The following is a 23,670-nucleotide window of genomic DNA, read 5'->3' on the forward strand; positions in this document are numbered from 1 at the left end:
AATCGTAAAAAGCCGCATGGAAATTGTGCTTCGACTCGAAGCCGGCTGCCGGAGAAATATCCCTTGATGACCCGCCTGATGGTGTCGCTGACGGTTGCCGCCGTGGTGCTCCACGCCGGCCACGCTCTTGCGCAGGGCGCGTTTCCCGCGCCGCTGCCCGGCCAGCAGGCCGCAGCGCCTGCGAACGCCTCGCCCTTCCCACCGGTGAACGGCGGGGTACCATCCGCGTCCATCGGTACGCCGTCGGCCTTCCCGAGCCAGGGCGCGGCGCCGATCGCGGGCGGCGGTGGGGCATTTGCACCGCCGCGGCCACCCCAGAGCGCGGGCGCGGGTGCGGGCCCGCAGGATGCTTGCATGAAGGGCTTCATCCCCTTGCGCGAGGAGACCGAGCGGCGCGGCAAGCTGATCAAGATCGCCGGCGAAAAGAAGGCCGGACCGGATGAGGCCTGCAAGCTGATCGGCAATTACAGCCAGGCCGAGCTGAAGATGATGAAATACGTGAAGGAGAACTCGGCGAAATGCGGAATCCCGCCGCAGATCCTCGATCAGCTCCAGAACGGCCACAAGAATACCGAGGCGATGCAGAAGAAGGTCTGCGCGGTAGCGCAGCAGATTCAGAATCGCCCGCCTGCCGGCCCCACCTTGAGCGAAGTGCTGGGGTCCGCCTCCGCGCCCGAGGCGGTGCCGACCCGCAAGGGCGGCAGCACGTTTGACACGCTGAACGGCAACGTGCTGGCGCGATGAGCGACGTCACGGCCCGTGTTGCCGATGCGACCGGCAACTGGGTCGACACCCGCGCGCCGTCCTGGTCGCGGCCTTACTTGCGTCTCTCCCGTTTCGACCGGCCGATCGGCTCGTGGCTGTTGTTGATGCCGTGCTGGTGGTCGGCGGCGCTCGCGGCCGGCGTCGGCCATGACCTCCACCAGCTCCCGCTTGTCGTCGTTCTGTTCTTCATCGGCGCCTTCGTGATGCGCGGTGCGGGCTGCACCTGGAACGACATTACCGATCGCAATCTCGATGCGAAAGTGGAGCGGACGCGGTCGCGGCCGATTCCGGCGGGGCAGGTGAGCGTGACGCAGGCGCTGATCTTCCTGGTCGCCCAGGCGCTGATCGGTCTCGTCGTGCTCCTGCAGTTCAACCGTCTTGCGATCGCAACCGGCATCGCCTCGCTCGTCATCGTCGCGATCTATCCGTTCATGAAGCGCATCACCTGGTGGCCGCAAGTGGTGCTGGGGCTCGCCTTCTCCTGGGGCGCCCTGATGGGATTTGCCGTCATCCTCGGGCGCATCGATCTGACCGCGCTTGCGCTCTATGCCGGCTCAATCTCTTGGGTGATCGGCTACGACACCATCTATGCGCATCAGGACGCCGAGGACGACGCGCTGATCGGCATCAAGTCGACCGCACGCCTGTTCGGCGCGGGCACGCACAAGGCGCTCGCGGTGTTCTATTCGCTCGCGGTGGTCCTGATCGGCACGGCGCTCGTGCTGGCGGGCGCGCGTTGGTTCGCATGGATCGGCCTCGCCGCCTTCGCATTGCATCTCGCAATCCAGATTAGGCGGCTCGACATCCGGGATCCCGCGTTGTGCCTGCGCATCTTCAAGTCCAACCGCGACGCCGGCCTCATCCTGTTTGCCGGATTGCTGATTGATGCCGTGATGCGCTGACGCTTCTTCGTCATTCCGGGGCGCGCCTCTTGGCGCGAGCCCGGAATCCATCGGGCCGCATATACCGGTGTTGAAATGGATTCCGGGCTCGCCGCTTCGCGGCGCCCCGGAATGACGGCGTGTATTATGGCGCGAGCCGTCGTCCCGGACTCTCGCTCAATCCCGAGCGATGATCTCGCGTTCGCCGTGATGGACACGGGCCGCATCGAGCGCGCCACCACCACGGCGGCGTACCAGGAATCGCGGGCGGCGCGTGAAAATGACATTGCGGCGGCGGCGCCGGGCGGCAGGCTCGCGCGGAGCTTGCTCGTCAAGCCGCGGGAGGCGCAGCACGTCGCTCCACATCTGCCAGGTGGTTTGGATCTCGTCGCGATCGGAACTGACGCCAAGCGGAATCGCCAGCGACGGATCGCGGTGAACGAGCGTCAGCATCTGCTCGTCGCCAAAATCGCGCAACGCCACGCCAATGAAGTCGCTGACGCGAACATTGATCGCCATCCGCATGCCATTAACGGCACGGCGCAGCACGACGCGCTCGTGGTGAAGTTCAACCTGCCGCACGCCACCGTCCGCGCGGACATCTTGCGCATGGAAGCTGAGCGGAAGAGAAAGCGGGTCGAGCCGCTGCACACGGCCCGACCCGGCGGGGTTGAGCCCGCCTGTTGCTGTTTGACGCCTCACGGCTTTATCTCCCCGCCGGGATTATGTTCCCGGTCGATGCGCGAGACCTTAGCGCAGCCGTTTCCGGATCAGCTTAAAAAGGCTGGTTAAAGAGAGGTCAAAGGCGCACATGCTTGACAAGACCTTGCCGGGCTCAAGCAATTCTTCTTCATCGCGCGCGGCAAAAATGCTTGAAATCGCTGCAAATCCGGCACATCTGGTGGGCTTGGCGCATCGCGTTGCGTTGAGCCCCTTCAACGTCAGGAATCTGTTCGTGAACCCTTCGCCATCGCTTGCCGAAAAGTCCGCAACCAACCTGTTCGACCAGTCGGCCTTGAGTAAACTGGCGCAGCGTCTCGTCGAGGCGGCCAAGCGCGCCGGCGCGGATGCGGCGGATGCGATCGCGGTACGCGGCGTTTCGCAAAGCGTCGAGGTGCGCGACGGGCGCGTCGAGGAGTCCGAGCGTTCCGAAGGCGACGATGTGGGCTTGCGCGTGCTGGTTGGTCAGCGCCAGGCGGTGGTCTCGACCAATGATGTCACCGGCGATGGGATCGCCAAGCTTGCCGAGCGCGCGGTGGCAATGGCGCGCGTCGCGCCCGACGACAAATATGTCGGGTTCGCGGATCCCGCGCTGCTGGCGCGCGACTTCCCCGATCTCGACCTGCTCGACCGCGACGTGCCCTCGACCGCGGAACTCGAACGCCGCGCCACCGAGGCGGAAGCGGCGGCACTCGCGGTCAACGGGGTGACCAAATCCGGCGGTGCGTCGGCTTCTTCCGGCATCGGCGGCATGGTGCTGGTGACCTCGACCGGTTTCCATGGTTCCTATCTGCGCTCGAGCCAGGGCATCTCGATGACCGCGATCTCGGGCGAGGGCACTGGCATGGAGCGTGACTATGACTTCACGAGCGCGTTGCATGCGTCCGACCTCGCTTCGCCTGCAAGCGTCGGCCGCAAGGCGGCTGAGCGCGCGGTGGCACGCACCAATCCGCGCAAGGTCCAGACCTGCAAGGTGCCCGTCGTCTACGATCCGCGCGTCGCGAACTCGATGGTCGGCCATCTCGTCGGTGCCATCAACGGCGCATCGATCGCGCGCAAGACCAGCTTCCTGAAGGATCGTCTCGGCCAGCAATTGTTCCCCAGCAACATTCGTATCGTCGATGATCCCTTGCGCGTGCGCGGCCTGCGCTCGCAGACCTTCGACGCCGAGGGCGTCAAAGTGAAAAAGACGGCCCTCATCGATGAAGGTGTTCTCACCACCTGGCTGCTCGACTGCGCGACCGCGCGCGAACTTGGCATGGTCACGACAGGACATGCGCATCGCGGCGTCTCCTCGGTGCCGTCGCCAGGAGCCTACAATCTGCATCTGGAGCCCGGCTCGGCGACGCCCAAGGAACTGATCGCCGACATCAAGCAGGGCTTTTACGTCACCGACCTGATCGGTTCCGGCGTCAATGGCGTGACGGGGGACTACAGCCGCGGCGCTTCGGGCTTCTGGATCGAGAACGGAGAGATCACCTATCCCGTCAGCGAGGTGACGATCGCAGGGCATCTGCTGGCGATGTTCAAATCGCTGGTAGCCGCGAACGATCTGGAATTCCGCTACGGCGTGAATGCGCCAACCTTGCGCATCGAGGGATTGACGCTTGGTGGACGCTGATACGGACGACGGGATCCTGGCGCGCGACGGCGCCCTGCTGGCGGACACGGTCCGGGAAGCGGGGGCGCTGGCGCTCTCGCTGTTTCGCACCGATGTGAAGAACTGGATCAAGGGCGCCTCGTCGCCGGTGTCGGAGGCCGATATCGCGGTCAACGACCTGCTGGAGCAGCGTCTACGTTCGGCGACACCCGATTACGGCTGGCTGTCTGAAGAGAGCGCCGACGACCAGGCGCGGCTTGGCAAGCGCCTGACGTGGATCGTCGATCCCATCGACGGCACCCGTTCCTATCTCGCCGGGCGCGAGGACTGGTGCGTCAGCGTGGCGCTGGTTGAAAATGCCTCGCCGGTGCTGGCGGCGGTATTCGCGCCCGCCAGCGAGGAATTCTTCTTCGCCGCGCGCGGGCAGGGCACCACGCGCAATGGCATCGCGGTGCGCGCGACCGCGGGCACCGATCTCGATTTCTCCCGCATGGCCGGCCCGAAGCCACTGGTGCAGCGCTTGAGCCCTTCGACGCATGAGATCGCGCCGCATCCGCGAATCGGTTCGCTGGCGCTCAGACTATGCCGGGTCGCGCATGGCGCGCTCGATGCAGCCTTCGCCGGCGGCAATAGTCACGATTGGGACCTTGCGGCGGCGAATTTGATCGTGCAGGAAGCGGATGGTAAAATGACCGCGCTTTCGGGGGATGCGATTGAGTATAATCGCCGGGAGCTGGCGCATGGGGTGCTGGTGGCGGCGGGACATGATCGTCATGCACGTATTGTCGAGCATTTTCGCAACCGCCCGTTGCACTGATCGCCTCGCGCTACAGGACTTCCCTGCCGGGCATCTCATCAGGAAAAAACGTTATGTCAGATAGTGCCCAGCCGCAGCAATTATTGCATCTCGTCATCGGTGGCGAACTGGTCGACCTCCAGCACAACACCTTCAAGAATCTCGATCAGGTCGACATCGTCGGCGTGTATCCGAACTACGCCAGCGCCCACGCGGCCTGGAAGGCGAAAGCGCAGCAGACCGTGGACAACGCCCACATGCGCTATTTCATCGTCCACCTCCATCGGCTGCTCGACCCGGGTCAAGACACAAAGCCCTCCCTTTGAAACGACTGATTCGCGATTTTCTGCGCAGCGGCCTCGTGCAGCGTGCGCTGGGCCTGCTTGCGGCCGAATATCTGCGGCTGGTCTGGCTGACCAACAAGTTCAGCTTTGAGCCAGCCGATGTCTACGAGCAGGTGGAACCGCAGATGCCCTGCATCTTCGTCTTCTGGCATGGCCAGCACCTGATGACCCCGTTCATCCGGATCCGGGGAAGCTACCGCGCCAAGGTCCTGATCTCCCGGCATCGCGACGGCGAGTTCAATGCGATCGCCGCCGAGCGGCTGGGCGTCGCCACCATCAGGGGGTCGGGCGATCATTCCGGCAGTTTCCATCGAAAGGGGGGCGTCGGCGCCTTCAGGGAGATGCTGCAGGCGCTGGAGGAGAACTGGAACGTCGCGACCACCGCCGACGTGCCCAAGCGCGCCCGGGTCGCCGGTCTCGGCATCATCATGCTGGCGCGCGAGTCGGGCCGGCCGATCATGCCCTTTGCCATGGTTACCAGCCGGTTTATCCGGTTGAAAAACTGGGATTCCACCACCATCAATTTGCCATTCGGAAGGGGCGCATTGGTGGGCATCGATTCCGTGAAGGTGCCGCCCGATGCCGACGCCGAGACCATGGAAACGCTGCGGCTCAGGGTGGAGACCTTGCTGAACGAAGCGACCCGAAAGGCCTATGCCGCCGTCGGGCGTCCGGAGGGAGCGCTTGGCTAAGTCGCTGCCGATGACGTTGCGGGTCTACCAAAGACTATCGTCCGCGATGGTGCCGCTCGCGCCTGCGCTGATCCGGCGGCGGCTGAAGCTCGGCAAGGAGGATCCTGCTCGCGTCAGCGAGCGGCGCGGCGTGAGCGTCGATGTGCGGCCGCACGGGCCGCTGGTGTGGATCCATGGCGCGAGCGTCGGCGAGGTGCTGGCGGCGGCGGCGCTGATCGAGAAACTGCGCGAGCTCAACCTGCGCATCCTGCTCACCTCCGGCACTGTCACCTCGGCGGCGATCGTAGCCAAGCGCTTCCCGCCTGACGTCATCCATCAATATGTGCCGTATGATTCCCCGCGCTATGTCGCGCGTTTCCTCGATCATTGGCGGCCGTCGCTGGCGCTGTTCATCGAGTCGGATCTGTGGCCGAACCTGATCCTGTCGAGCTCCGCGCGCCGCCTGCCGATGGTGCTGATCAACGGACGGATGTCGCAGCGCTCGTTTCCGCGCTGGCAACGGATGTCGAGTACGATCTCGGCTTTGCTCGATCGCTTCGATATCTGCCTGACGCAGTCGAGAGTGGACGCCGAACGCTTTACAGCGCTCGGCGGCCGCAACGTCGTCATCACCGGCAACCTCAAGCTCGACGTCGCGGCGCCGCCGGCAGATCCTGCCAAGCTGGAGCGGCTGATGGCGGTGACACGCGGCCGACCGATCGTGGTCGCGGCCTCCACCCATCCCGGTGAGGAAGAGCAGCTTGTGGAAGCGCATCGCGCGTTGTCCGGATTCTTTCCTTCGCTGCTCACGGTGGTCGTGCCGCGCCACCCGGCTCGCGGCGAGGCGGTCGCCGGCGTCGTCGAGGCGGCCGGCCTGCACAGCGCGCTGCGCTCGCGCGAGGAACTGCCGATCGCGACCACCGACGTCTATGTCGCAGACACCATGGGCGAGCTCGGCTTGTTCTATCGGCTGGCGCCGATCGTGTTCATGGGCGGCTCGCTGGTTCCGCATGGCGGCCAGAACCCGATCGAGGCCGTGAAGCTCGGCGCCGCGATCGTGCACGGTCCGCACGTCTTCAATTTCACCGATGTCTACGAGGCGCTCGACCGTGCCGGCGGCGCGCGCCGCGCCGATACGCAGGAAGCTTTGGTCAAGCAGCTCGGCCAGTTGCTGGCCGACGCCAAGGCGCGCGAAGTCTCGCTGGGGGCCGCCGAACACGTGGTGCGGCAGCTCGGCGGCGCGCTGGAGCGCACGCTGGCAGCACTCGAACCGTATCTGTTGCAGTTACGGCTCGAGATGGGTGCCGCCAATGCGTGAGCCGGCCTTCTGGCACGGTCCGGCCTCCCTGAAATCGCATCTGCTGCAGCCGCTTGCCACGCTCTATGGCGCCGTCGCCGCCTGGCGTATGCAGCGCAAGGGACTCGACGCCGGCATTCCCGTGTTCTGCGTGGGCAACTATCACATGGGCGGCGCCGGCAAGACCCCGACCGTGCTGGCACTTGCAAAACTCTTGCGGGAGCTCGGCGAAGCGCCGGTCGTGCTCAGTCGCGGCTATGGCGGCCAGTTGCGCGGACCGGTGAAGGTCGATCCTTCCAGCCATTCCGCCGCCGATGTCGGCGATGAACCGTTGATGCTCGCCGAGCGGCTACCGGTCGTGGTCGCACGCGACCGCGCCGATGGTGTTGCACTGGTGAAGTCGCAAGGCGCGAGCGTGCTGGTGATGGATGATGGCTTCCAGAACCCGGGGGTCGCCAAAGATGCCTCGATCATCGTGATCGACAGCCACCGCGGTCTTGGCAATGGAAAAGTATTTCCGGCCGGTCCGTTGCGCGCACCGCTGGCGCCGCAGATTGCGCGCACCGACGCGCTCGTCGTGGTCGGCGAAGGCACTGCGGCAAAGATGGTGGCGACGGAGATTGCCGTGCGCGGAAAGCCGGTGCTGACGGCGCGGCTGCGGCCGGACGATGCATCGCTGAACTCGCTGCAGGGCCAGCGCGTGCTCGCCTTTGCCGGCATCGGCGATCCCACACGTTTCTTCAACACCTTAAGGAAGAGTGGCATCGACATCATTAGGGAGAGAGCCTTCCCCGATCACCACGTGTTCTCAAAGGCCGACATCGATGGCCTCCTGTCGGAGGCCGGAGGCGACGGGCTGACGCTGGTGACCACGGAAAAGGATTTGGCGCGGCTCAAGCTGCGCGGCGAGTTGCCTGTCTGGGCGCAGGCGGTGGTGCAGTTCGCAGTGACGCTGGAGTTCGAGGATGGAGCCGCATTCCGGAAGTTTGTCGCGGAGGCCTTGCTCAGGGTACGCGGGAAGAAATTCCGCGGTTAGCGTCCGTCGACGCGGGTCATCCCTGCTGCTTCAATGCGCTGGGAAAATGTCGCTGCAGCACTGCGCCCGGGGTCGCGTAGGCCTCCTGCAGATCGACGCTCCAATACTTCAGTTCGTCGAGCGGGATCCGTACGTCCGTGATGGCACAGCGCACATAGGTTCCCGGCGAGATCACGCGGAAATCGCCATCCAGGTATTGCACCTGCGCTTCACCATGACCCGAGGGACCGAACTTGTTCAGCACTATAAAACTCTCCGCCCGGCCTTAACCGAGGCCTCGTTGGGGTTGCGGTTCATACCTACCATAAATAGGCTGTAATGTCCGCAGGTTAAACCACCGACTTGTGATGAATTGCGGCCAGACTGCATGATAGTTTCTCAAGCATGGTACGCTTGGTCAGCAGCGCCACCATGATCCGGCCAATTGAGATGCGGTTTTTGTCAGCAGCCATTTTCCTGACGCTCGTTGCCGTGGCTTCCGCCGCGACGGCGGCGCCGCTGCCGGCTCCGCGCGTGGTCGATATTCCCGCCAACAATCTCACGTTGCACGCGCAGCTCTATAAGCCCAATGGCAACGGCCCGTTTCCGACGGTGATTGCGCTGCATGGCTGCGGCGGCCTCGCCGGGCGCTCCGAGCCGGTCTTGCCGCGCTACCGCGACTGGGCGGAACAATTGCTTAAGGCGGGTCACGCCGTGCTGTTGCCCGACAGCTATGGCTCGCGCGATCTTGGTCCGCAATGCCGCGTCAAGGAGCGGGAACGGCACGTGCTGGCGCGCCGCGAACGGGTCGCCGATATCGTGGCGGCGCGACAATGGTTGATGCAGCAGCCCTGGGTAGCGCGTGAGCGCATCAGCCTGATCGGCTGGGCCAACGGTGCCAGCGCGCTGTTGTGGGCCGTGCGGCCGCAACTTTTGTCGCGCAGCGCCGAGCCGGATTTTCGCACGGCGATCGCGTTCTATCCGGATTGCCGACTATCATCCAGGCTCGGCTGGAGCGCGCGGGTGCCGACATTGGTCCTGATCGGCGGCAGCGACGATGTCAGCTCGCCACCGGCCTGCCACCAGATGGTCGACGGCGCGCGCGGCCGCAGCGCGCTCGCCCGGATCATCGTCTATCCCGGGGCTTATCACGACTTCGATCTCGCCAATCTGCCGCTGCACGCGATTACTGGCGCGGCCGATGCCGCGGTGCCCGATGGCGGCCACGTCGGCACCGACGCAAAGGCGCGCACCGACGCACAGAAGCAGGTTGCAACCTGGCTCGCGCGCTAGAGCGTGGCTTCACCTCCCTTGAAAAGGGGAGGTCGGTTTGCGCGTTGCGCAAACCGGTGGGGATCCTGCGTCCACGAGTCCCGCTCTCAGTGCACCTGCGCCCGGGGCCAGACCCCCATCCCGACCTTCCCCCTTCCAGGGGGAAGGAGCACTTCGGCGCAAGTGGCGATATCTCACTTCTCCTTTTCAAGGCCCCGTAGGCACGAGAGGGAGCACAGCTCCACCGCAGCCGATTCAACCTGTCGGATTATGCGCTAAAACAGGCTGCCCTGGTCGACTGGCTTTGCCACCCGCTTTGGAGCCGGCTTCGACTCGCGCGTGACCGGATTCGGCTGAGGCGTCGGCGCTACGGTGGCAGGGCGATCGCCATCGGCGGTAGCGGCCACGCGGCCGTCGGCGAATTCGATTGACAGCTGCGCATTCGGCGCGACGCTGGCGGCAGCATGCACGGGATGTCCCGCTTCGTCGCGCACCAGGGCAAAGCCGCGCGCCAGCACGCTGCGATAGGAGAGCGCCGCCAGCAGTTTTGCGCTCTGGCCGACACGCGCATCTAGCCGCTGCAGCAGATTGACCATGGCGCGCTGCGCGCGCTCGGCGAGCCGATGGGTGCGTTCGCGCTGCCGCGCGATCGCATTGCGCTGCGCCTGGGCATTGGCCAGCTTGGACGCCTTGAAACGAACTTCCAACCCCGTAAAACGCTCGCGCCGGCTGCGCAGCAGCGAGCGCGCGGAAAGCGCGATCCGCTCGCCCGACACGGTCAGGCGCTGCCTGGCATGCGAAATCTGCCCGTGCAGCACGCGCAGCGTCAGCCGGCCGCTGGTCGATGCAAAGCGGCGGAAATGCGCGTGCGTGTTCGCCTTCAAGCCGCGCGGCAATGCTGCGCCCAGGTGATCCAGCCGCTGCCGCGGGATCGCCAAGAGTTCGCTCGGCGCCGGCAGCGCGCGCGCCGCGGCCCGCAATTCGCTGCGACGGGCTTCCTGGCCGCGCTGCCAGCACATGGACACCCGCCGCGCCAGCGCAGCCACCTCGGCGAGCAGTTCGCTGCGCACCGGCACCGCCATCTCGGCGGCCGCGGTCGGCGTCGGCGCGCGCTTGTCGGCGGCGAAATCGATCAGCGTGATGTCGGTCTCGTGCCCCACCGCCGAGATCAGCGGGATCATGCTGTCGGCGGCAGCGCGGACCACGATCTCCTCATTGAAGGACCAGAGGTCCTCCAGCGAGCCGCCGCCGCGCGCGACGATCAGAAGATCGGGGCGCGGAATCCGTCCGCCTTCGGGCAGCGCGTTGAAGCCGCGGATCGCCGCCGCGACCTGCTCGGCGGAGCCGTCGCCCTGCACCTTGACCGGCCACACCAGCACGCGGCGCGGAAAGCGATCCTCCAGGCGATGCAGGATATCGCGGATCACGGCGCCGGTCGGCGAGGTGACGACGCCGATCACCTCCGGCAGCCAGGGCAACAGCTGCTTGCGCGCCTCGTTGAACAGGCCTTCGGCGGCGAGCTTCTTCTTGCGCTCCTCCATCAGCGCCATCAGCGCGCCGATACCGGCCGGCTCCAGCGCCTCGATCACGATCTGGTATTTGGAGGAGTTCGGATAGGTCGTGAGCTTGCCGGTCGCGATGACCTCGAGCCCCTCCTGGGGCTTGAAGCGCATGCGAGCGTGGGCGAACTTCCAGATCACCGCCTCGATCTTGGCGTTCTCGTCCTTCAGCGCGAAATAGCAATGGCCGGAGGAATGCGGCCCGCGGAAGCCCGTGATCTCGCCGCGGACCCGGACATGGCCGAACCGGTCCTCCACCGTTCGCTTCAGCGCGGAGGACAGTTCCGAAACGGTGAATTCGGGCGCATTGAGCAGATTCGGTGCAGCGGTCATCACTTGTTAGAATCGGGCTTTTCGGAGCCGGGCGCAAGGTCCTGGGGTGCCAACCAGCCGGTCAGGCCACATATCCACATCAGAGCGGACGCATTCCTTGCGGCGGCGTGATGCCGTGCTAAACCCTCGCGCTACGGCGCGGCAACCCTTAATTCTGACTGCAATCGCATGAATATTCTCCTGATCGGTTCCGGCGGCCGCGAACATGCGCTGGCGTGGAAGATCGCCGCCTCTCCGCTGCTGACAAAGCTGTGGTGCGCGCCGGGCAATGCCGGCATCGCGCGCGAGGCTGAATGCGTGGCGCTCGATGTCACCGATCATTCCGCCGTGATTGAATTCTGCCGGCGCAACGCGGTCGATCTTGTCGTGGTCGGTCCGGAAATCCCGCTCGCGGCGGGCATCGTCGACGATCTCGCCGCCGCCGGCATCAAGGCGTTCGGCCCGAGCAAATCAGCGGCGCAGCTCGAGGGCTCCAAGGGCTTCACCAAGGATCTCTGCCGCGAGTTCAACATTCCGACCGGCGCTTACCGCCGCTTCGATAATGCCAATGATGCGCTTGCCTATGTGTGGGCGCAGGGCGCGCCGATCGTGGTCAAGGCTGATGGTCTCGCCGCCGGGAAGGGCGTTGTGGTGGCCAAAACGCTCGCCGAGGCGGAAGCGGCGATCGCGATGATGTTCGAGGGCGCGTTCGGCTCGGCCGGCACTGAAGTGGTGATCGAGGATTTCCTGTCCGGCCGCGAGATCAGCTTCTTCGCGCTATGCGACGGCGAGACCGCGATCCCGCTCGCCTCTGCGCAGGACCACAAGCGTGTATTCGATCACGATGAGGGACCGAACACCGGCGGCATGGGCGCCTATTCGCCGACGCCATTCGTGACTCCTGAGATCCACGACCAGATTATGGCGCGGATCATCCTGCCGACCGTTGCCGGCATGAAGCAGCGCGGCATGCCATTCCGCGGCGTGCTCTATGCCGGCGTGATGCTGACGGAACAGGGCCCAAGACTGTTCGAATACAATGTCCGCTTCGGCGATCCCGAATGCCAGGTGCTGATGCTGCGGATGATGTCCGACATCGTGCCGGCCTTCCTCGCCGCCTGCGACGGGCAGTTAAAGAATTTTGATCTGCGCTGGTTCCCCGATCCGGCGCTGACCGTGGTGATGGCCGCCAAGGGCTATCCCGGCGATTACAAGAAGGGCACGCGCATCGATGGCCTCGACGAGGCCGCTCAAATCGAGGGCGTCGAGATCTTCCACGCCGGCACGGTTGAAAAGGACGGCGCCATCCTCGCCAATGGTGGCCGCGTGCTGAACATCTGCGCCTCGGGCAAGACCGTGACCGAAGCCAAGCAACGCGCCTATGAGGCGATCGATCGCATCAAGTGGTCGGACGGCTTCTGCCGCCGCGACATCGCCTGGCAGGCGGTGGAGGCCGAAAAGAGCGGCTAACTAACTCGTCATACGCGGGCTTGACCCGCGTATCCATCTTCAAAAGAATCTCTTCGTAGGATGGATTGCCGGATCGAGCCCGGCAATGACACCGATACACAGGAGGTACGCGATGTCCGATCTCGCCGATCTGTTTCCCGGCTACGCCTCCGAGTGGATCAATACTTCCTCAGGCCGTATCTTCGCGCGCGTCGGCGGCAAGGGGCCGCCGCTGCTGTTGCTGCACGGATTCTCGTCCACGCATGTCATGTGGCACCCCGTGGCGCCGAAGCTTGACGACAGGTTCACCCTCATCATCGCCGACCTGCCGGGTTATGGCTGGTCGGATATGCCGGAGAGCGACAAGGACCACACGCCCTACACCAAGCGCGCGATGGCGAAGACGCTGATTGAAGCCATGGAGAAGCTCGGCCATGTGCGTTTCGCGCTTGCCGGTCACGACCGTGGCGGCCGCGTCTCCTATCGGCTGGCGCTCGATCATCCGGGACGGCTGTTGAAGCTCGCGGTGCTGGATATCCTGCCGACCTATAATTACTGGGAGCGCATGAACCGGCTCTATGCGCTGAAGATCTATCACTGGACCTTCCTGGCGCAGCCGGCCCCGTTTCCGGAGACGCTGATCCTGGGCGCACCGGATTTCTTCCTCAAGCACAAGATGGCGAGCCAGACCAAATCGAAGACGCTTGACGCCATCGATCCGCGGGCGCTGGAGCATTATCTGGCGCCGTTCCGCGATCCCTCGCGCGTGCACGCGATGTGCGAGGATTACCGCGCCGGTGCGTATGCCGATTACGAGATCGACAAAGCGGATTTCGAGGCGGGCCGGAAGATCACGATCCCGATGCTGGCGCTGTGGGGCGATGCCGGCATCGCCAATGCCGCAGCCACGCCACTCGACACCTGGAAGCAGTGGGCGACCAATGTCGTGGGATCGCCGGTCGATTCCGGGCATTTTTTGACGGAGGAGAATCCAGAAGCGACCGGGAAACTGCTGCGGGAGTTTTTCCTGGCGGGGTAGGCTACCGCCGCTCCCTGAAAAATTCCCGCAGCAACGCCGCGGCCTCTCGCTCGCCGATGGCGGGATAGATTTCCGGCCGGTGATGGCAGGTCGGTTGCGAGAAGAAGCGCACGCCGGACTCGACGGCGCCGCCCTTCGGGTCGGAGGCGCCGTAATAGAGCCGGCGGATGCGGGCGAACGAGATCGCGGCGGTGCACATCGTGCACGGCTCGAGCGTGACATAGAGATCGCAATCCACCAGCCGCTCGGTGCCGATCGCCTCCGCAGCCTGCCGGATCGCCAAAATCTCGGCATGCGCGGTTGGGTCGCGGTCGGTCAGGGTCCGATTGCCGGCGGTGGCGACCACCTCGTAGCCCCGCACGATCACGCAGCCGATCGGAACTTCGCCGGCTTTCCCGGCATTTTCGGCGGTTTTGAGCGCCAAATCCATGAAAGAGGGGACAGTCATGCCTCGTATCATCGGAAGAAACCTGCTACTAGCTGCGCCTTCAGCAAAAGTGGATGCCGGTTTTTGCGTGAGATTGCGGCTCGAGAACGGGCACGCATGAACGCCATTTGACCCCCTAAGTGAGACTATTCATGCCCCGCGATAGCGACAAAAACAACGATTCCCGCGGCCGGCGTGATCGGCCGGGCGGCAAGGGCCGCTCCGGCAAGGCGCGCGGGCCGGAGAAGAAGTTCGCCAAGCGCGGCTTTGGGACCAGGGATTTTGCCGGAAAGCGCGATGATGCAAAGCGCGACTTCGGCGGCAAGCGCGAAGATCGCCCGTTCCGCCGCCGCGACGGGGATGAGGCGCCGCGCCGGGACTTTGGCGACAAGCCGCGCTTCAACCGCGACGACCGCCCGCGTGGAGAGCGGGCGTTTGCCGAACGTCCGTCGCGTGATGGCGAGAAGCGGTCGTTCAAACCGCGCGGCGACCGGCCGAGGTTCGACCGGGATGACCGGGGCGGTGAAAAGCGCCCCTACACCCCGCGCGCCAAGCGCGACGATGCCCGTCCGGCGACGCGGTTTTCCGATCGCAAGTTCGGCGACAAGAGGCCCTACGCTTCGCGCGAACGTGACGGCGAGAAGCGATCCTATGCACCGCGCGGCGAGCGATCATTTGGTGACCGTCCATCCCGCGATGGCGATCGGCCCGAGAGAAAGTTTGGCGGTGATCGGAAATTCTCCGGCGGTGCTGCGGATCGCAAAAGCGACCGCGGGGATCGTGGTCCGCGCAAGGATTTCGGCGATCGTCCGCCGCGCGGCGAATCCAAGCCGTGGCAGAAGCGCGAAGCCGGTCCGGATCGGCCGGAACGCAGTTCTCGTCCGCCGCGCGACGGCACGCGCAATTTCGACAAGCCGCGCTTTGATAAGCCTCGCTATGCGAAGCCGCGCGACGAGCGCAGCGGCGACGAGCGCCCGCGGTTCTCGCGCTCTCGCGACGATCGTCCGTTCCGCGAGCGCCCCGAAGGCCGCACCGATTGGCAGGAGCATCCGCGCAGCGAGGGACGTTTCGGCGACCGTCCGCGCCGCGACAACGAGGATGACAGCAAGGTCTTTGCGAAGCGTCCGGCCTTCGGCGGCCGCGGCGCCTACCGCGAACGTCCGGCGGACTTCGACAAGCGGCAGCGCCCGGAGCCGAAGCCGAAGAAATCCGGCGAGCGCATCGCCAAGGTGCTGGCGCGCGCCGGCCTTGCCTCACGCCGCGACGCCGAGGAGATGGTCACACAGGGCCGTGTCACCGTGAACGGCCGCGTCATCAATTCGCCGGCGCTCGACGTCACCACCAATGATGTTGTCCTGGTCGACGGCAAGCCGTTGCCGCCGCGCGAGCGCACGCGGCTGTTCATGTATCACAAGCCGCGCGGGCTGATGACGACGCATGACGATCCCGAGGGGCGTCCGACCGTGTTCGACAATTTGCCCGAAGGCTTGCCGCGGCTGATCAGCATCGGCCGGCTCGACTTCAATACCGAGGGGCTGTTGCTGCTGACCAATGACGGCGGGCTCGCACGCGTGCTCGAATTGCCCGACACCGGCTGGCTTCGGCGATATCGCGTCCGCGCCCATGGCGAGGTGACGCAGGCGCAGCTCGACGAACTGAAGAAGGGCGTCGAGGTCGACGGCGTCAAATATGGTTCGATCGAGGCGGCGCTGGAGCGCGACCAGGGTTCGAACGTCTGGCTCGTGTTCGCGATCCGCGAGGGCAAGAACCGCGAGGTGCGCAACGTCATGGCGCATCTCGGCCTCGAGGTGAATCGCCTGATCCGGGTCTCCTACGGTCCGTTCCAACTCGGCGAGCTGGAGGAGGGCAAGGTCGAGGAGGTCAAGACGCGGGTGCTGCGCGAGCAGCTCGGCGAGAAGGTCGCCAAACTTGCGGGTGCGGATTTCGCCCGACCAGAGCACCATGCTGGCGGTGACGACGATGTGCTACGTGACAGTAAGCCGCCCAAGCCGGTAAGCAAGCGCGCAGTGATTGCCGATCGCAAGGGCCGCCGCGTGCTGGTGCAGCGCTCCGGCAGCGAGGAGGCGCGCGAGCGCAACGAGGAAGAGAATGCCGGCTACGGCCCGCCGCGCCGCGTCAAGCGCGCCTATCACGGCAAGCGCGATCTGAAGCCGAAGGACGAGTAGCTGAAACATGCGCGTCGTCGGGGGACGATTGAAAGGCCGAAATCTGGCCGCACCTTCTTCGCGCGACATCCGGCCGACCGCGGACCGCCTGCGCGAGTCCGTGTTCAACATCCTCGTCCATGCCTATGACGATCCGATTCAAGACGCGCGTGTGCTCGATCTCTTTGCCGGCACCGGGGCGCTCGGCATCGAGGCGGTGTCGCGCGGCGCGAAGTTCGCGCTGTTCGTCGACAACGGCGCGGAAGCGCGTGCGCTGTTGCGCAACAATGTCGAGTCGTTGGGGCTCGGCGGCGTCACGAAGGTATTCCGCCGCGATGCCACCAATCTCGGGCCCGCGCATCCCGTCGAGCCGTTCTCGCTGGTGCTCCTCGATCCGCCCTACGGCAAGGGGTTGGCGGAGAAGGCGCTGGCCTCGCTGCGTGACGGTGCGTGGCTGACGCCAGGCGCGCTGGTGGTGGTGGAGGAGTCGAAGGCTGCGGCGTTCGCCGCGCCGGACGGATTCGAGGAGCTGGAACGCCGCGCCTATGACGACACGGAGTTCGTGTTTTTGAAGAACTGGAATTCGTAGGATGGGTAGAGCGAAGCGAAACCCATCAGCTTCGGCAGTAAGCCGCGTGAATGATGGGTTTCGCTTCGCTCTACCCATCCTACGCACCCTCATCTTCTTCCGAACAGCTTCTCGATATCTGACAGCTTCAATTCGACATAGGTCGGGCGGCCGTGGTTGCACTGGCCGGAATTCGGCGTGTCTTCCATCTCGCGCAAGAGCGCGTTCATCTCTTCCGGCTTGAGGCGGCGTCCGGCGCGCACCGAGCCGTGACACGCCATGGTGGCGGCGACATGCATCAGGCGTCGCTCGAGCGGCAGCGCCTCGTCCCATTCTGCCATGTGCTCGGCGAGATCGCGAAGCAGTCCGGCCGCATTGGCCTTGCCGAGCAGCGACGGCGTCTCGCGCACCGCGACCGCGCCGGGGCCGAAGGATTCGATCGCAAGCCCGTAAGCGGCAAGCTCCTCGGTCCGATCGAGCAGTTTCTCGACAGTGGATTCATCGAGCTCGACGATCTCGGGGATCAGCAGGATCTGCCGCTGCACGCCGTTCTTCGCCAGCGACGCCTTCAATTTCTCATAGACGATGCGCTCGTGGGCGGCGTGCTGATCCACCACGATGAGACCATCGCGGGTCTGCGAGACGATGTAGGTTTCGTGGATCTGCGTGCGCGCCGCGCCAAGCGGGCGATCGAGCAGGTCGGCCGCGGGCTGCGCCTCGAAGCGGACATCGGCGGTCGGCGCGCCGACATCGAAGGCGGCTTGGCCGGGTTCGGCCAACGCGCTTGCGGCCACGGCTTCGAATGAAGGCATGGGCCGCACGGGATAGGCCGGCGAGTGGCGCCAGTCCCAATTGGTCGGGCGCGGAGTCACGAAGGAGGGACGGAAAGCGGAGAGCGCCGTGCCGTCGGTATTGGCCGCGGTGCGCCGGCCCTCGCGCGCGAGCCCCTCTTTCAGCGCATGCACGATCAGGGCGCGGACCAGGCCGGCATTGCGGAAGCGCACTTCGGTCTTGGCCGGATGCACATTGGCGTCGACTTCCTGCGGCGCCAGCGTAACGAACAGCGCCACGACCGGATGGCGGTCGCGCGGCAGGTAGTCGGCATAGGCCGCGCGCACCGCCCCCAGGATCAGCTTGTCGCGCACAGGGCGGCCATTGACGAACAGATACTGGCCGAGCGCGTTGGCGCGCGTCAGCGAGGGCGCGGCGGCAAAGCCTTCGACCACGACGCCCTCGCGCTCGGCGCGGACTTCGATCGCGCATGCGCGGAAATCGTGCCCTAAGATATCGCCGAGCCGCGTCAGCCGGCCGGGGCCGCCGGGCAGCGCCGCGGCCCAGGTGACCGGCGCGCGCTCCTCGCCGGCGAGCGTGAAGGCGATGTCGGGCCGCGCCATTGCGAGCCGACGCACCACCTCGCGGATCGCTTCCGCCTCGGTGCGGTCGGTCTTCAGGAATTTCAGCCGCGCCGGCGTCGCATAGAAGAGGTCGCTGACCTCGACGCGGGTGCCCTGGCCGAGCGCTGCCGGCATGACATCCGACTTCACGCCGGCCTCGACCGAAAGCGACCAGGCATGCGGTTCGCTCGCGTGGCGCGTCACGATGTTGAGCCTTGCCACCGCGCCGATCGAGGGCAACGCCTCGCCGCGGAATCCGAGCGTCCGGATCCGCAGCAGATCCTCGTCGTCGAGCTTTGACGTTGCGTGGCGGTCGACCGACAGCGCAAGGTCGGCGCGGGTCATGCCGCCGCCGTCATCGGTGATCCCGATCCGCCGCCGGCCGCCGCCATCGGTGAAGACATCGATCCGGCTGGCGCCGGCATCGATCGCATTCTCCACGAGTTCCTTGACCACGCTCGCGGGACGTTCGACCACCTCGCCGGCGGCGATGCGGTTGACGACCTCTACGGGAAGCTGGCGGACGGGCATGGCAGTCTGGGGTAAGGATCGATTCGGAGCTTGCCTCGCATACTAGGCGGGCACGGCGGCAAATGCATGCGTACCGGTCCGGAAATTCCCCGCACTGGGGATGGGACCTGGCTATCATCTTGAAGACACTGACGTTCGCGTGCCGCCCGCTGTGCAGCGCAGGATTGTCGGGTTGCACCGCCGGGTATATCGTTTAGAAAAATTATAATCTGGCGGGAGGATCCCATGTGTCATCTGTTCGCCCATCAGCCGCAACGCGACTACGAATCGCAAACGAGATCGCTGCGCCTCGGCGGCCATTGCACCTCGATCCGGCTGGAACTGGCATTCTGGGACACGCTGGAGGAGATCGCGGCGAAGGAGGGGATGAGTCTGGCGAAATTCCTCACGACGCTGCACAACGAGGTTCTCGACCATCACGGCGAGGTCAATAATTTCGCCTCGCTGTTGCGCTGCTCCTGCCTGATCTATCGCTCCAAGAGCGCGGCGACGCCGGAATTGCACGGCGAAAGGGCCGCGATCTTGGACGCGGCCGAATAGGCCTCCCTCTCCCTGCGGGCCTGCCACGGATGCAGGTGTGCGTGTGGAGAGAGCTGATCCCCATCCGGCTTGCGCGTTGCGCAAGCCGACCTCCCCTTTTCAAGGGGAGGTGAAGAAGGCGGAGTTCGTCTTCTCCCTCCCCCTGAAAGGGGGAGGGTCGGGGTGGGGGTTGTCTCCGCGAGTCACGCTGTTCGAACTGAGAGGAAGAGCTCTCGCTCGGCGCTAAATCTCTTTCCGCTGCATTGCGCCGGCGATGTGGTCGGCTTGCCGGATCGCCAGCGACACGATCGTCAGGGTCGGGTTGCAGGCGGCGCCCGAGGTGAACTGGCTGCCATCCGAGATGAACAGGTTCTTGATGTCGTGGGTCTGGCCGTACTTGTTCACCACGCCATCTCTCGCCTTCTCGCTCATCCGGTTAGTGCCGAGATTGTGCGTGCTCGGGTAAGGCGGCGTCGGATAGGTGACGGTGGCGCCGACCGCCTCGTAGACCGCGGCGCCCTGCTTGTAGGCGTGGGCGCGCATCGCGAGGTCGTTCGGATGGTCGTCGAAATGCACGCTCGCGACCGGCATGCCGAACTTGTCCTTGGCCTTGGGATCGAGCGTGACACGGTTGGTCTCCTGCGGCATGTCCTCGCCGACCAGCCACATGCCGGCCATCCGCGGATAGCCTTCCATCGCGCTGGTGAACGAGCGCCCCCAGGCGCCGGGATTGAGGAACGCGGCCATGAAGGGTAGGCCGATCGACAGCGTCTCCATCTCGTAACCGCCGACGAAGCCGCGCGAGGGATCGTTCCTGGATTCGTCGCGGATGATGCCGGCCATCGTGGTGCCGCGATACATGTGCACCGATTTCTCGAAGCTCGCGTAGACGCTGCCGGTCATGTGCCGCATGTAGTTGCGGCCGACCTGGCCGGAGGAGTTGGCGAGCCCGTCCGGGAACATGTTCGAGGCGCTGTTGAGGAGCAGCCGCGGGCTCTCGATCGAATTGCCGGCGACTGCGACCACGCGGGCCTTCTGTCGCTGCATCGCGCCGCTCTCGTCGGCATAGACCACGCCGGTCACCTTGCCGGATTGATCGTGCTCGATCTTGATCACCATGCTGTTCGGGCGCACTTCGAGGTTGCCGGTGGCCTCGCCTTTCGGGATCTCGGTGTAGAGCGTCGACCATTTCGCGCCCGACTTGCAGCCCTGGAAGCAGAAGCCGATCTGCTGGCAGGAGCCGCGGCCGTCACGCGGCTCGCTGTTGATCGCCATGTTGCCGGTGTGCACGGTCTTGTAGCCGACCTTCCTGGCGCCGGCCTCCAGCACTTTGAAGTTGTTGTTGCCGGGCAGCCCCGGAATGCCGTTGGTGCGCGTCACGCCCATCTTGTCCTCGGCCTTGGCGTAATACGGCTTCATCTCGGCGAGCGTGATCGGCCAGTCCAGGAGATTGGCGCCGGGGATGCCGCCATAGGTGCTCCTGGTCTTGAACTCGTGCTCATCGAAGCGCAGCGAGGCGCCGGCCCAATGCGTGGTCGAGCCGCCGACCGCCTTCACGATCCACGCCGGCAGGTTGGGAAAATCCTTGGCAACGCGCCAGCTTCCCGACGTCGTGCGCATGTCCGACCAGGCGAGCTGCGCAAAGCTGTCCCACTCGTCGTTGATGAATTCATGGTTCTCTACACGTGGACCGGCTTCGAGGATGACGACCTTCATGCCCTTCTGCGCCAGCTCGTTGCCGAGCGTTCCGCCGCCCGCGCCGGAGCCCACGATCACCACCACGCCACTGTCATTGAGATCGAATTTTGCCATTGTGATCCTCCCAGAGCGTTGGTTGTTCAGGCCTTCGGGAGCCAGTCGATATCGGCGAAGCCGCGCTTGAGGTAGCCGCCATATTCGGCCGACGAGCCCTCATAGCCGAACTTCGGCCAGACCTCTTTCTGGTTGTAGAGGGAGACGACGAGGTCGCCGCGGACCTTCTGGAAGAACGCGGTCTGTTCGATCCGCTGCAACAGCGCTACGCGATCGGCTTCCCAGGGCACCTGCACGTAAGGGATCTTGTGGCGGTCGGTGGCCTCCTGGTCGAGCCTGATAACGCCGTCATTGATCAGCGACTTGATCGCGGGATCCTTGACTGCCTTGCCGTCCCACGGTTTGACCGCGGTGATGTAATAGCTGTCGGCGAGGAAATCGTGCGGATAGATGTCGCGCGCCATCTTCACCAGCGTCTTCAGTGTCGCCGGCGTCAGCGTAGTGGCGTCATCGGCCCAGGCATCGCTGATGGTGAGGCCCGCGCTGGTGGCGATGGCGACGGTCGGTACTGCCGTCGCCGCGCCCTTCAGGAAGACGCGGCGGTCATATTTGCTTCGACGATCGACTTCTCTCATGGGTTTCCTCCGTGGAATGTTTTGTCATTGTTGAATGCTTGTTATTGGGAATTATCCGAAGCGGCCGCCGCGCTGGATCACCTCGATCTTGTAGCCATCGGGATCCGCGACGAAGAAGAAGCGCGCCAGCGTCCTGCCGTCATGCTTGAAATCGCGCAGCGGTCCCGGTGCGAGCTTTTCCTGCTCGAACCGCGCATGCTCGGCATCGACATCGTCGACGACGACAGCGAGATGACCGTAGCCGTCGCCGAGCGAATAGGGTTCGTTGCGATCGAAATTGACGGTGAGTTCGACCTCGAAGGACGAGGAAGGATGGCGCAGATAGATCAGCGCGAAATCATCGAATTTGAGATGATCGGCGACCTCAAGGCCGAAGGCGCGCACGTAGAAATCGAGCGACTTCGCCTCCTCGAGCACGCGGATCATCGAGTGAACGGGTTTTGCCATTCAGTTGAGCTCCTTCAGATAGGCAATGATGGCGGCGCGGGTCTCCGGCCTGGCTTGGCGATAGGCCATGATGGCGCCGGGGATCATCGCCTGCGGATTGGCGAGCCAGGCATCGAGCCTGGCGTCGTCCCAGACGAAATCGGCTTTCGCGAAGCCGGCCGAATAGTGAAAGCCTTCGGCCTTGCCCGCGGGACGGCCGACGATCCTGAACAAGGGCGGGCCCTGGCGAACCGGATCGGACAGGTTCGTGGTGTGGCAGGTCGCGCATTGCTGCTTGAACAGCGCAGCACCGTCGGGCGGCAGGCAATGGCATCTGCGCAGCCGCGATCGTCGCGAGCAACGCACTGCAACATCCAAGGCCGATTGCTGCTGTTGCGCGTAGCCGTCTCATCCACATCACCGCCTGTACGCGGTAACTCTAGGTCGCTGACGAAAGGCGGTGGTAGTAGCGGGTTGTTTCACCGCAGAACAAAAGGCGCTGATCCAGTTTTTGTTTGACGCGTTTTCTTCACGCGAACCGGTACCCGCTTCGCTTGAAACGCCGCAGGTAGGAAAATCGTGCCGGCCAAGCCGCTTCATGCCGCCGCATATGTGAAGCGCAATTTCGCGAAATTGCCCCGAAATCCCTGCACGATCTCCACACGACGCAGCTTGCATGACGCAAGCGCCGTTTGCGACGTTCAATCCGCGTGAAGGGGAGGTCCGGCGCAGCAGGCGGTGCATGGAACCGCCGAACCCTCCGACACGAACCAAATCCAGGAGCAATGGATGAAGCTAGCGAAAACCTCTGTGATCGCGTTTGCCCTATCGGCCGCCTTCGTCGGCCCTGTTCTTGCGCAAGGCGCTGCCACCGGCGGTCAGACCCGCGGCGGCGCGCAGGAAAGGGGCATGGCACCCGGTGGAATGACCGGCGGCGGCGCCGCCGATGAGGAGATGAACGCACAGACGGCTGCGCCGACTGGAAAGGCCGGCGCGAAGGCCGGCGCCAAGGGCACGGTGGGTGCTGGAGGCGGAGGTGGAGCTGGCGCACACAAAGGTGCGCCAACCGAATCCGCTCCTGGCAGCAAGCGCTACTAGACTCGCGTGCTTTCTCCACCTCTCCCGCTTGCGGGAGAGGTCGGCGCACCCGGATCGGCGCTTCGCGCCGGGTGAGGGCTCTCACTACTCGGGGAGTCCCAATGCGCAGATACCCTCACCCCAACCCTCTCCCGCAAGCGAGAGCTTTGCTTAATTGGCTGAGCGGGAGTGGCAGCCGATGTCAGGCATTTTTTTGCGCTGCCTCAGGCGGTACGCGAGGGTTGAGGGCCGCGTTTTCAGGGCCGTCCGATGGCAGCGGGCGGTGGCGGTCACGCCGCAGCTCCCACGGGCTGCAGCACCGCCCATCGTTTGAGGTTCATGGCGAGGCAGATAAGACGCAGATGCGTCTGGTTGCGTCTCAGGCCCAGATAGCGGGCGCGCGCCCAGCGGTAGACGCCCTTGAGACGCGCGAAGACCTGCTCGACCGGCGCGCGG

25 protein-coding genes and 1 pseudogene are annotated in these 23,670 nt (G+C 65.0%); 15 read left to right on the top strand and 11 right to left on the bottom strand.

The window, feature by feature from the left end:
- Nucleotides 1-63: 63 nt before the first annotated feature.
- Both J6497_RS28300 and ubiA read left to right on the top strand, forming a co-directional pair.
- The gene (locus J6497_RS28300; RefSeq protein ID WP_225707556.1) at nucleotides 64-744 is read left to right on the top strand and encodes a hypothetical protein; all 681 of its coding nucleotides are present in this window, start codon (nucleotides 64-66) and stop codon (nucleotides 742-744) included.
- Nucleotides 741-1,667, top strand: a complete 927-nt coding sequence (gene ubiA, locus J6497_RS28305; protein WP_225707557.1) for a 4-hydroxybenzoate octaprenyltransferase — start codon at nucleotides 741-743, stop codon at nucleotides 1,665-1,667. Before J6497_RS28300 ends, ubiA begins: the two co-directional genes overlap by 4 nt.
- 156 nt (nucleotides 1,668-1,823) lie before the next feature.
- Here the strand turns inward: ubiA and J6497_RS28310 are convergent, their stop codons facing one another.
- Both J6497_RS28310 and J6497_RS28315 read right to left on the bottom strand, forming a co-directional pair.
- Nucleotides 1,824-2,348 (bottom strand): DUF6101 family protein, encoded by a 525-nt coding sequence (locus tag J6497_RS28310; RefSeq protein WP_225707558.1) that lies wholly within the window; start codon nucleotides 2,346-2,348, stop codon nucleotides 1,824-1,826.
- A 48-nt stretch (nucleotides 2,349-2,396) separates the two neighbouring features.
- Complete coding sequence (locus J6497_RS28315) at nucleotides 2,397-2,585, bottom strand: hypothetical protein (protein WP_225707559.1); 189 nt, start codon at nucleotides 2,583-2,585, stop codon at nucleotides 2,397-2,399.
- Nucleotides 2,586-2,601: 16 nt separating this feature from the next.
- On the opposite strand from J6497_RS28315, the gene J6497_RS28320 reads away from it, so the two are divergent.
- The 6 genes from J6497_RS28320 to lpxK are packed head-to-tail and all read left to right on the top strand — an operon-like array spanning nucleotide 2,602 to nucleotide 8,110.
- On the top strand, nucleotides 2,602-3,987 hold the full coding sequence (locus J6497_RS28320; protein WP_225707560.1) for a TldD/PmbA family protein: 1,386 nt from the start codon (nucleotides 2,602-2,604) through the stop codon (nucleotides 3,985-3,987).
- On the top strand, nucleotides 3,974-4,783 hold the full coding sequence (locus J6497_RS28325) for a 3'(2'),5'-bisphosphate nucleotidase CysQ (RefSeq protein WP_225707561.1): 810 nt from the start codon (nucleotides 3,974-3,976) through the stop codon (nucleotides 4,781-4,783). The genes J6497_RS28320 and J6497_RS28325 overlap by 14 nt, the downstream gene beginning before the upstream one ends.
- Nucleotides 4,784-4,836: 53 nt before the next feature.
- Complete coding sequence (locus tag J6497_RS28330; protein WP_225707562.1) at nucleotides 4,837-5,088, top strand: DUF4170 domain-containing protein; 252 nt, start codon at nucleotides 4,837-4,839, stop codon at nucleotides 5,086-5,088.
- Entirely contained in the window at nucleotides 5,085-5,798 is a 714-nt protein-coding gene (locus J6497_RS28335) for a lysophospholipid acyltransferase family protein (RefSeq protein WP_225707563.1), read from the top strand. Before J6497_RS28330 ends, J6497_RS28335 begins: the two co-directional genes overlap by 4 nt.
- Nucleotides 5,761-7,095, top strand: a complete 1,335-nt coding sequence (locus tag J6497_RS28340) for a 3-deoxy-D-manno-octulosonic acid transferase (RefSeq protein ID WP_225707564.1) — start codon at nucleotides 5,761-5,763, stop codon at nucleotides 7,093-7,095. Before J6497_RS28335 ends, J6497_RS28340 begins: the two co-directional genes overlap by 38 nt.
- Nucleotides 7,088-8,110: a tetraacyldisaccharide 4'-kinase gene (gene lpxK / locus J6497_RS28345; protein ID WP_225707565.1), complete on the top strand. Its 1,023-nt coding sequence runs from the start codon at nucleotides 7,088-7,090 to the stop codon at nucleotides 8,108-8,110. The genes J6497_RS28340 and lpxK overlap by 8 nt, the downstream gene beginning before the upstream one ends.
- Before the next feature lie 16 nt (nucleotides 8,111-8,126).
- On the opposite strand, the gene J6497_RS28350 is transcribed toward lpxK, so the two are convergent.
- Nucleotides 8,127-8,354: a DUF2093 domain-containing protein gene (locus J6497_RS28350; RefSeq protein WP_225707566.1), complete on the bottom strand. Its 228-nt coding sequence runs from the start codon at nucleotides 8,352-8,354 to the stop codon at nucleotides 8,127-8,129.
- Nucleotides 8,355-8,539: 185 nt separating this feature from the next.
- Here J6497_RS28350 and J6497_RS28355 point away from each other — a divergent pair, with 185 nt between their 5' ends.
- On the top strand, nucleotides 8,540-9,382 hold the full coding sequence (locus J6497_RS28355; RefSeq protein WP_225707580.1) for a dienelactone hydrolase family protein: 843 nt from the start codon (nucleotides 8,540-8,542) through the stop codon (nucleotides 9,380-9,382).
- A 254-nt stretch (nucleotides 9,383-9,636) separates the two neighbouring features.
- On the opposite strand, the gene xseA is transcribed toward J6497_RS28355, so the two are convergent.
- On the bottom strand, nucleotides 9,637-11,253 hold the full coding sequence (gene xseA / locus J6497_RS28360; protein ID WP_225707567.1) for an exodeoxyribonuclease VII large subunit: 1,617 nt from the start codon (nucleotides 11,251-11,253) through the stop codon (nucleotides 9,637-9,639).
- Nucleotides 11,254-11,421: 168 nt separating this feature from the next.
- Between xseA and purD the strand changes: the two genes are divergently transcribed.
- Both purD and J6497_RS28370 read left to right on the top strand, forming a co-directional pair.
- A complete protein-coding gene (gene purD, locus J6497_RS28365) occupies nucleotides 11,422-12,702 on the top strand; it encodes a phosphoribosylamine--glycine ligase (RefSeq protein ID WP_225707568.1) in 1,281 nt (426 codons plus the stop codon).
- A gap of 112 nt (nucleotides 12,703-12,814) precedes the next feature.
- The gene (locus tag J6497_RS28370) at nucleotides 12,815-13,720 is read left to right on the top strand and encodes an alpha/beta fold hydrolase (RefSeq protein ID WP_225707569.1); all 906 of its coding nucleotides are present in this window, start codon (nucleotides 12,815-12,817) and stop codon (nucleotides 13,718-13,720) included.
- Nucleotide 13,721: 1 nt separating this feature from the next.
- On the opposite strand, the gene J6497_RS28375 is transcribed toward J6497_RS28370, so the two are convergent.
- Nucleotides 13,722-14,168, bottom strand: coding sequence for a nucleoside deaminase (locus J6497_RS28375; protein WP_225707570.1), 447 nt, complete (start codon nucleotides 14,166-14,168; stop codon nucleotides 13,722-13,724).
- 131 nt (nucleotides 14,169-14,299) lie between these two features.
- Between J6497_RS28375 and J6497_RS28380 the strand changes: the two genes are divergently transcribed.
- Both J6497_RS28380 and rsmD read left to right on the top strand, forming a co-directional pair.
- Nucleotides 14,300-16,333, top strand: a complete 2,034-nt coding sequence (locus tag J6497_RS28380) for a pseudouridine synthase (RefSeq protein WP_225707571.1) — start codon at nucleotides 14,300-14,302, stop codon at nucleotides 16,331-16,333.
- 7 nt (nucleotides 16,334-16,340) lie between these two features.
- Entirely contained in the window at nucleotides 16,341-16,901 is a 561-nt protein-coding gene (gene rsmD / locus J6497_RS28385) for a 16S rRNA (guanine(966)-N(2))-methyltransferase RsmD (protein WP_225707572.1), read from the top strand.
- Nucleotides 16,902-16,990: 89 nt separating this feature from the next.
- Here the strand turns inward: rsmD and mutL are convergent, their stop codons facing one another.
- The gene (gene mutL / locus J6497_RS28390; protein ID WP_225707573.1) at nucleotides 16,991-18,805 is read right to left on the bottom strand and encodes a DNA mismatch repair endonuclease MutL; all 1,815 of its coding nucleotides are present in this window, start codon (nucleotides 18,803-18,805) and stop codon (nucleotides 16,991-16,993) included.
- A 225-nt stretch (nucleotides 18,806-19,030) separates the two neighbouring features.
- Here mutL and J6497_RS28395 point away from each other — a divergent pair, with 225 nt between their 5' ends.
- Entirely contained in the window at nucleotides 19,031-19,345 is a 315-nt protein-coding gene (locus J6497_RS28395; protein ID WP_225707574.1) for a ribbon-helix-helix domain-containing protein, read from the top strand.
- Between the two features lie 222 nt (nucleotides 19,346-19,567).
- Here J6497_RS28395 and J6497_RS28400 read toward each other — a convergent pair whose 3' ends face one another.
- The 4 genes and pseudogenes from J6497_RS28400 to J6497_RS28415 all read right to left on the bottom strand — a co-directional run bounded on the left by J6497_RS28400 (nucleotide 19,568) and on the right by J6497_RS28415 (nucleotide 22,471).
- Complete coding sequence (locus J6497_RS28400; RefSeq protein WP_225707575.1) at nucleotides 19,568-21,136, bottom strand: GMC family oxidoreductase; 1,569 nt, start codon at nucleotides 21,134-21,136, stop codon at nucleotides 19,568-19,570.
- Between the two features lie 26 nt (nucleotides 21,137-21,162).
- Nucleotides 21,163-21,711, bottom strand: coding sequence for a gluconate 2-dehydrogenase subunit 3 family protein (locus tag J6497_RS28405; protein ID WP_225707576.1), 549 nt, complete (start codon nucleotides 21,709-21,711; stop codon nucleotides 21,163-21,165).
- A gap of 51 nt (nucleotides 21,712-21,762) precedes the next feature.
- Nucleotides 21,763-22,158: a VOC family protein gene (locus J6497_RS28410; protein WP_225707577.1), complete on the bottom strand. Its 396-nt coding sequence runs from the start codon at nucleotides 22,156-22,158 to the stop codon at nucleotides 21,763-21,765.
- A pseudogene (locus tag J6497_RS28415) lies at nucleotides 22,159-22,471 on the bottom strand (c-type cytochrome).
- Nucleotides 22,472-22,926: 455 nt separating this feature from the next.
- Between J6497_RS28415 and J6497_RS28420 the strand changes: the two are divergent.
- The gene (locus J6497_RS28420; RefSeq protein WP_225707579.1) at nucleotides 22,927-23,235 is read left to right on the top strand and encodes a hypothetical protein; all 309 of its coding nucleotides are present in this window, start codon (nucleotides 22,927-22,929) and stop codon (nucleotides 23,233-23,235) included.
- A 269-nt stretch (nucleotides 23,236-23,504) separates the two neighbouring features.
- Here the strand turns inward: J6497_RS28420 and J6497_RS28425 are convergent.
- A partial coding sequence (locus tag J6497_RS28425) for a transposase (RefSeq protein WP_225707302.1) occupies nucleotides 23,505-23,670 on the bottom strand: 166 nt, incomplete at its 5' end.

The sequence above is a fragment of the Bradyrhizobium cenepequi genome (genome assembly GCF_020329485.1).
Taxonomy (GTDB): domain Bacteria; phylum Pseudomonadota; class Alphaproteobacteria; order Rhizobiales; family Xanthobacteraceae; genus Bradyrhizobium; species Bradyrhizobium cenepequi.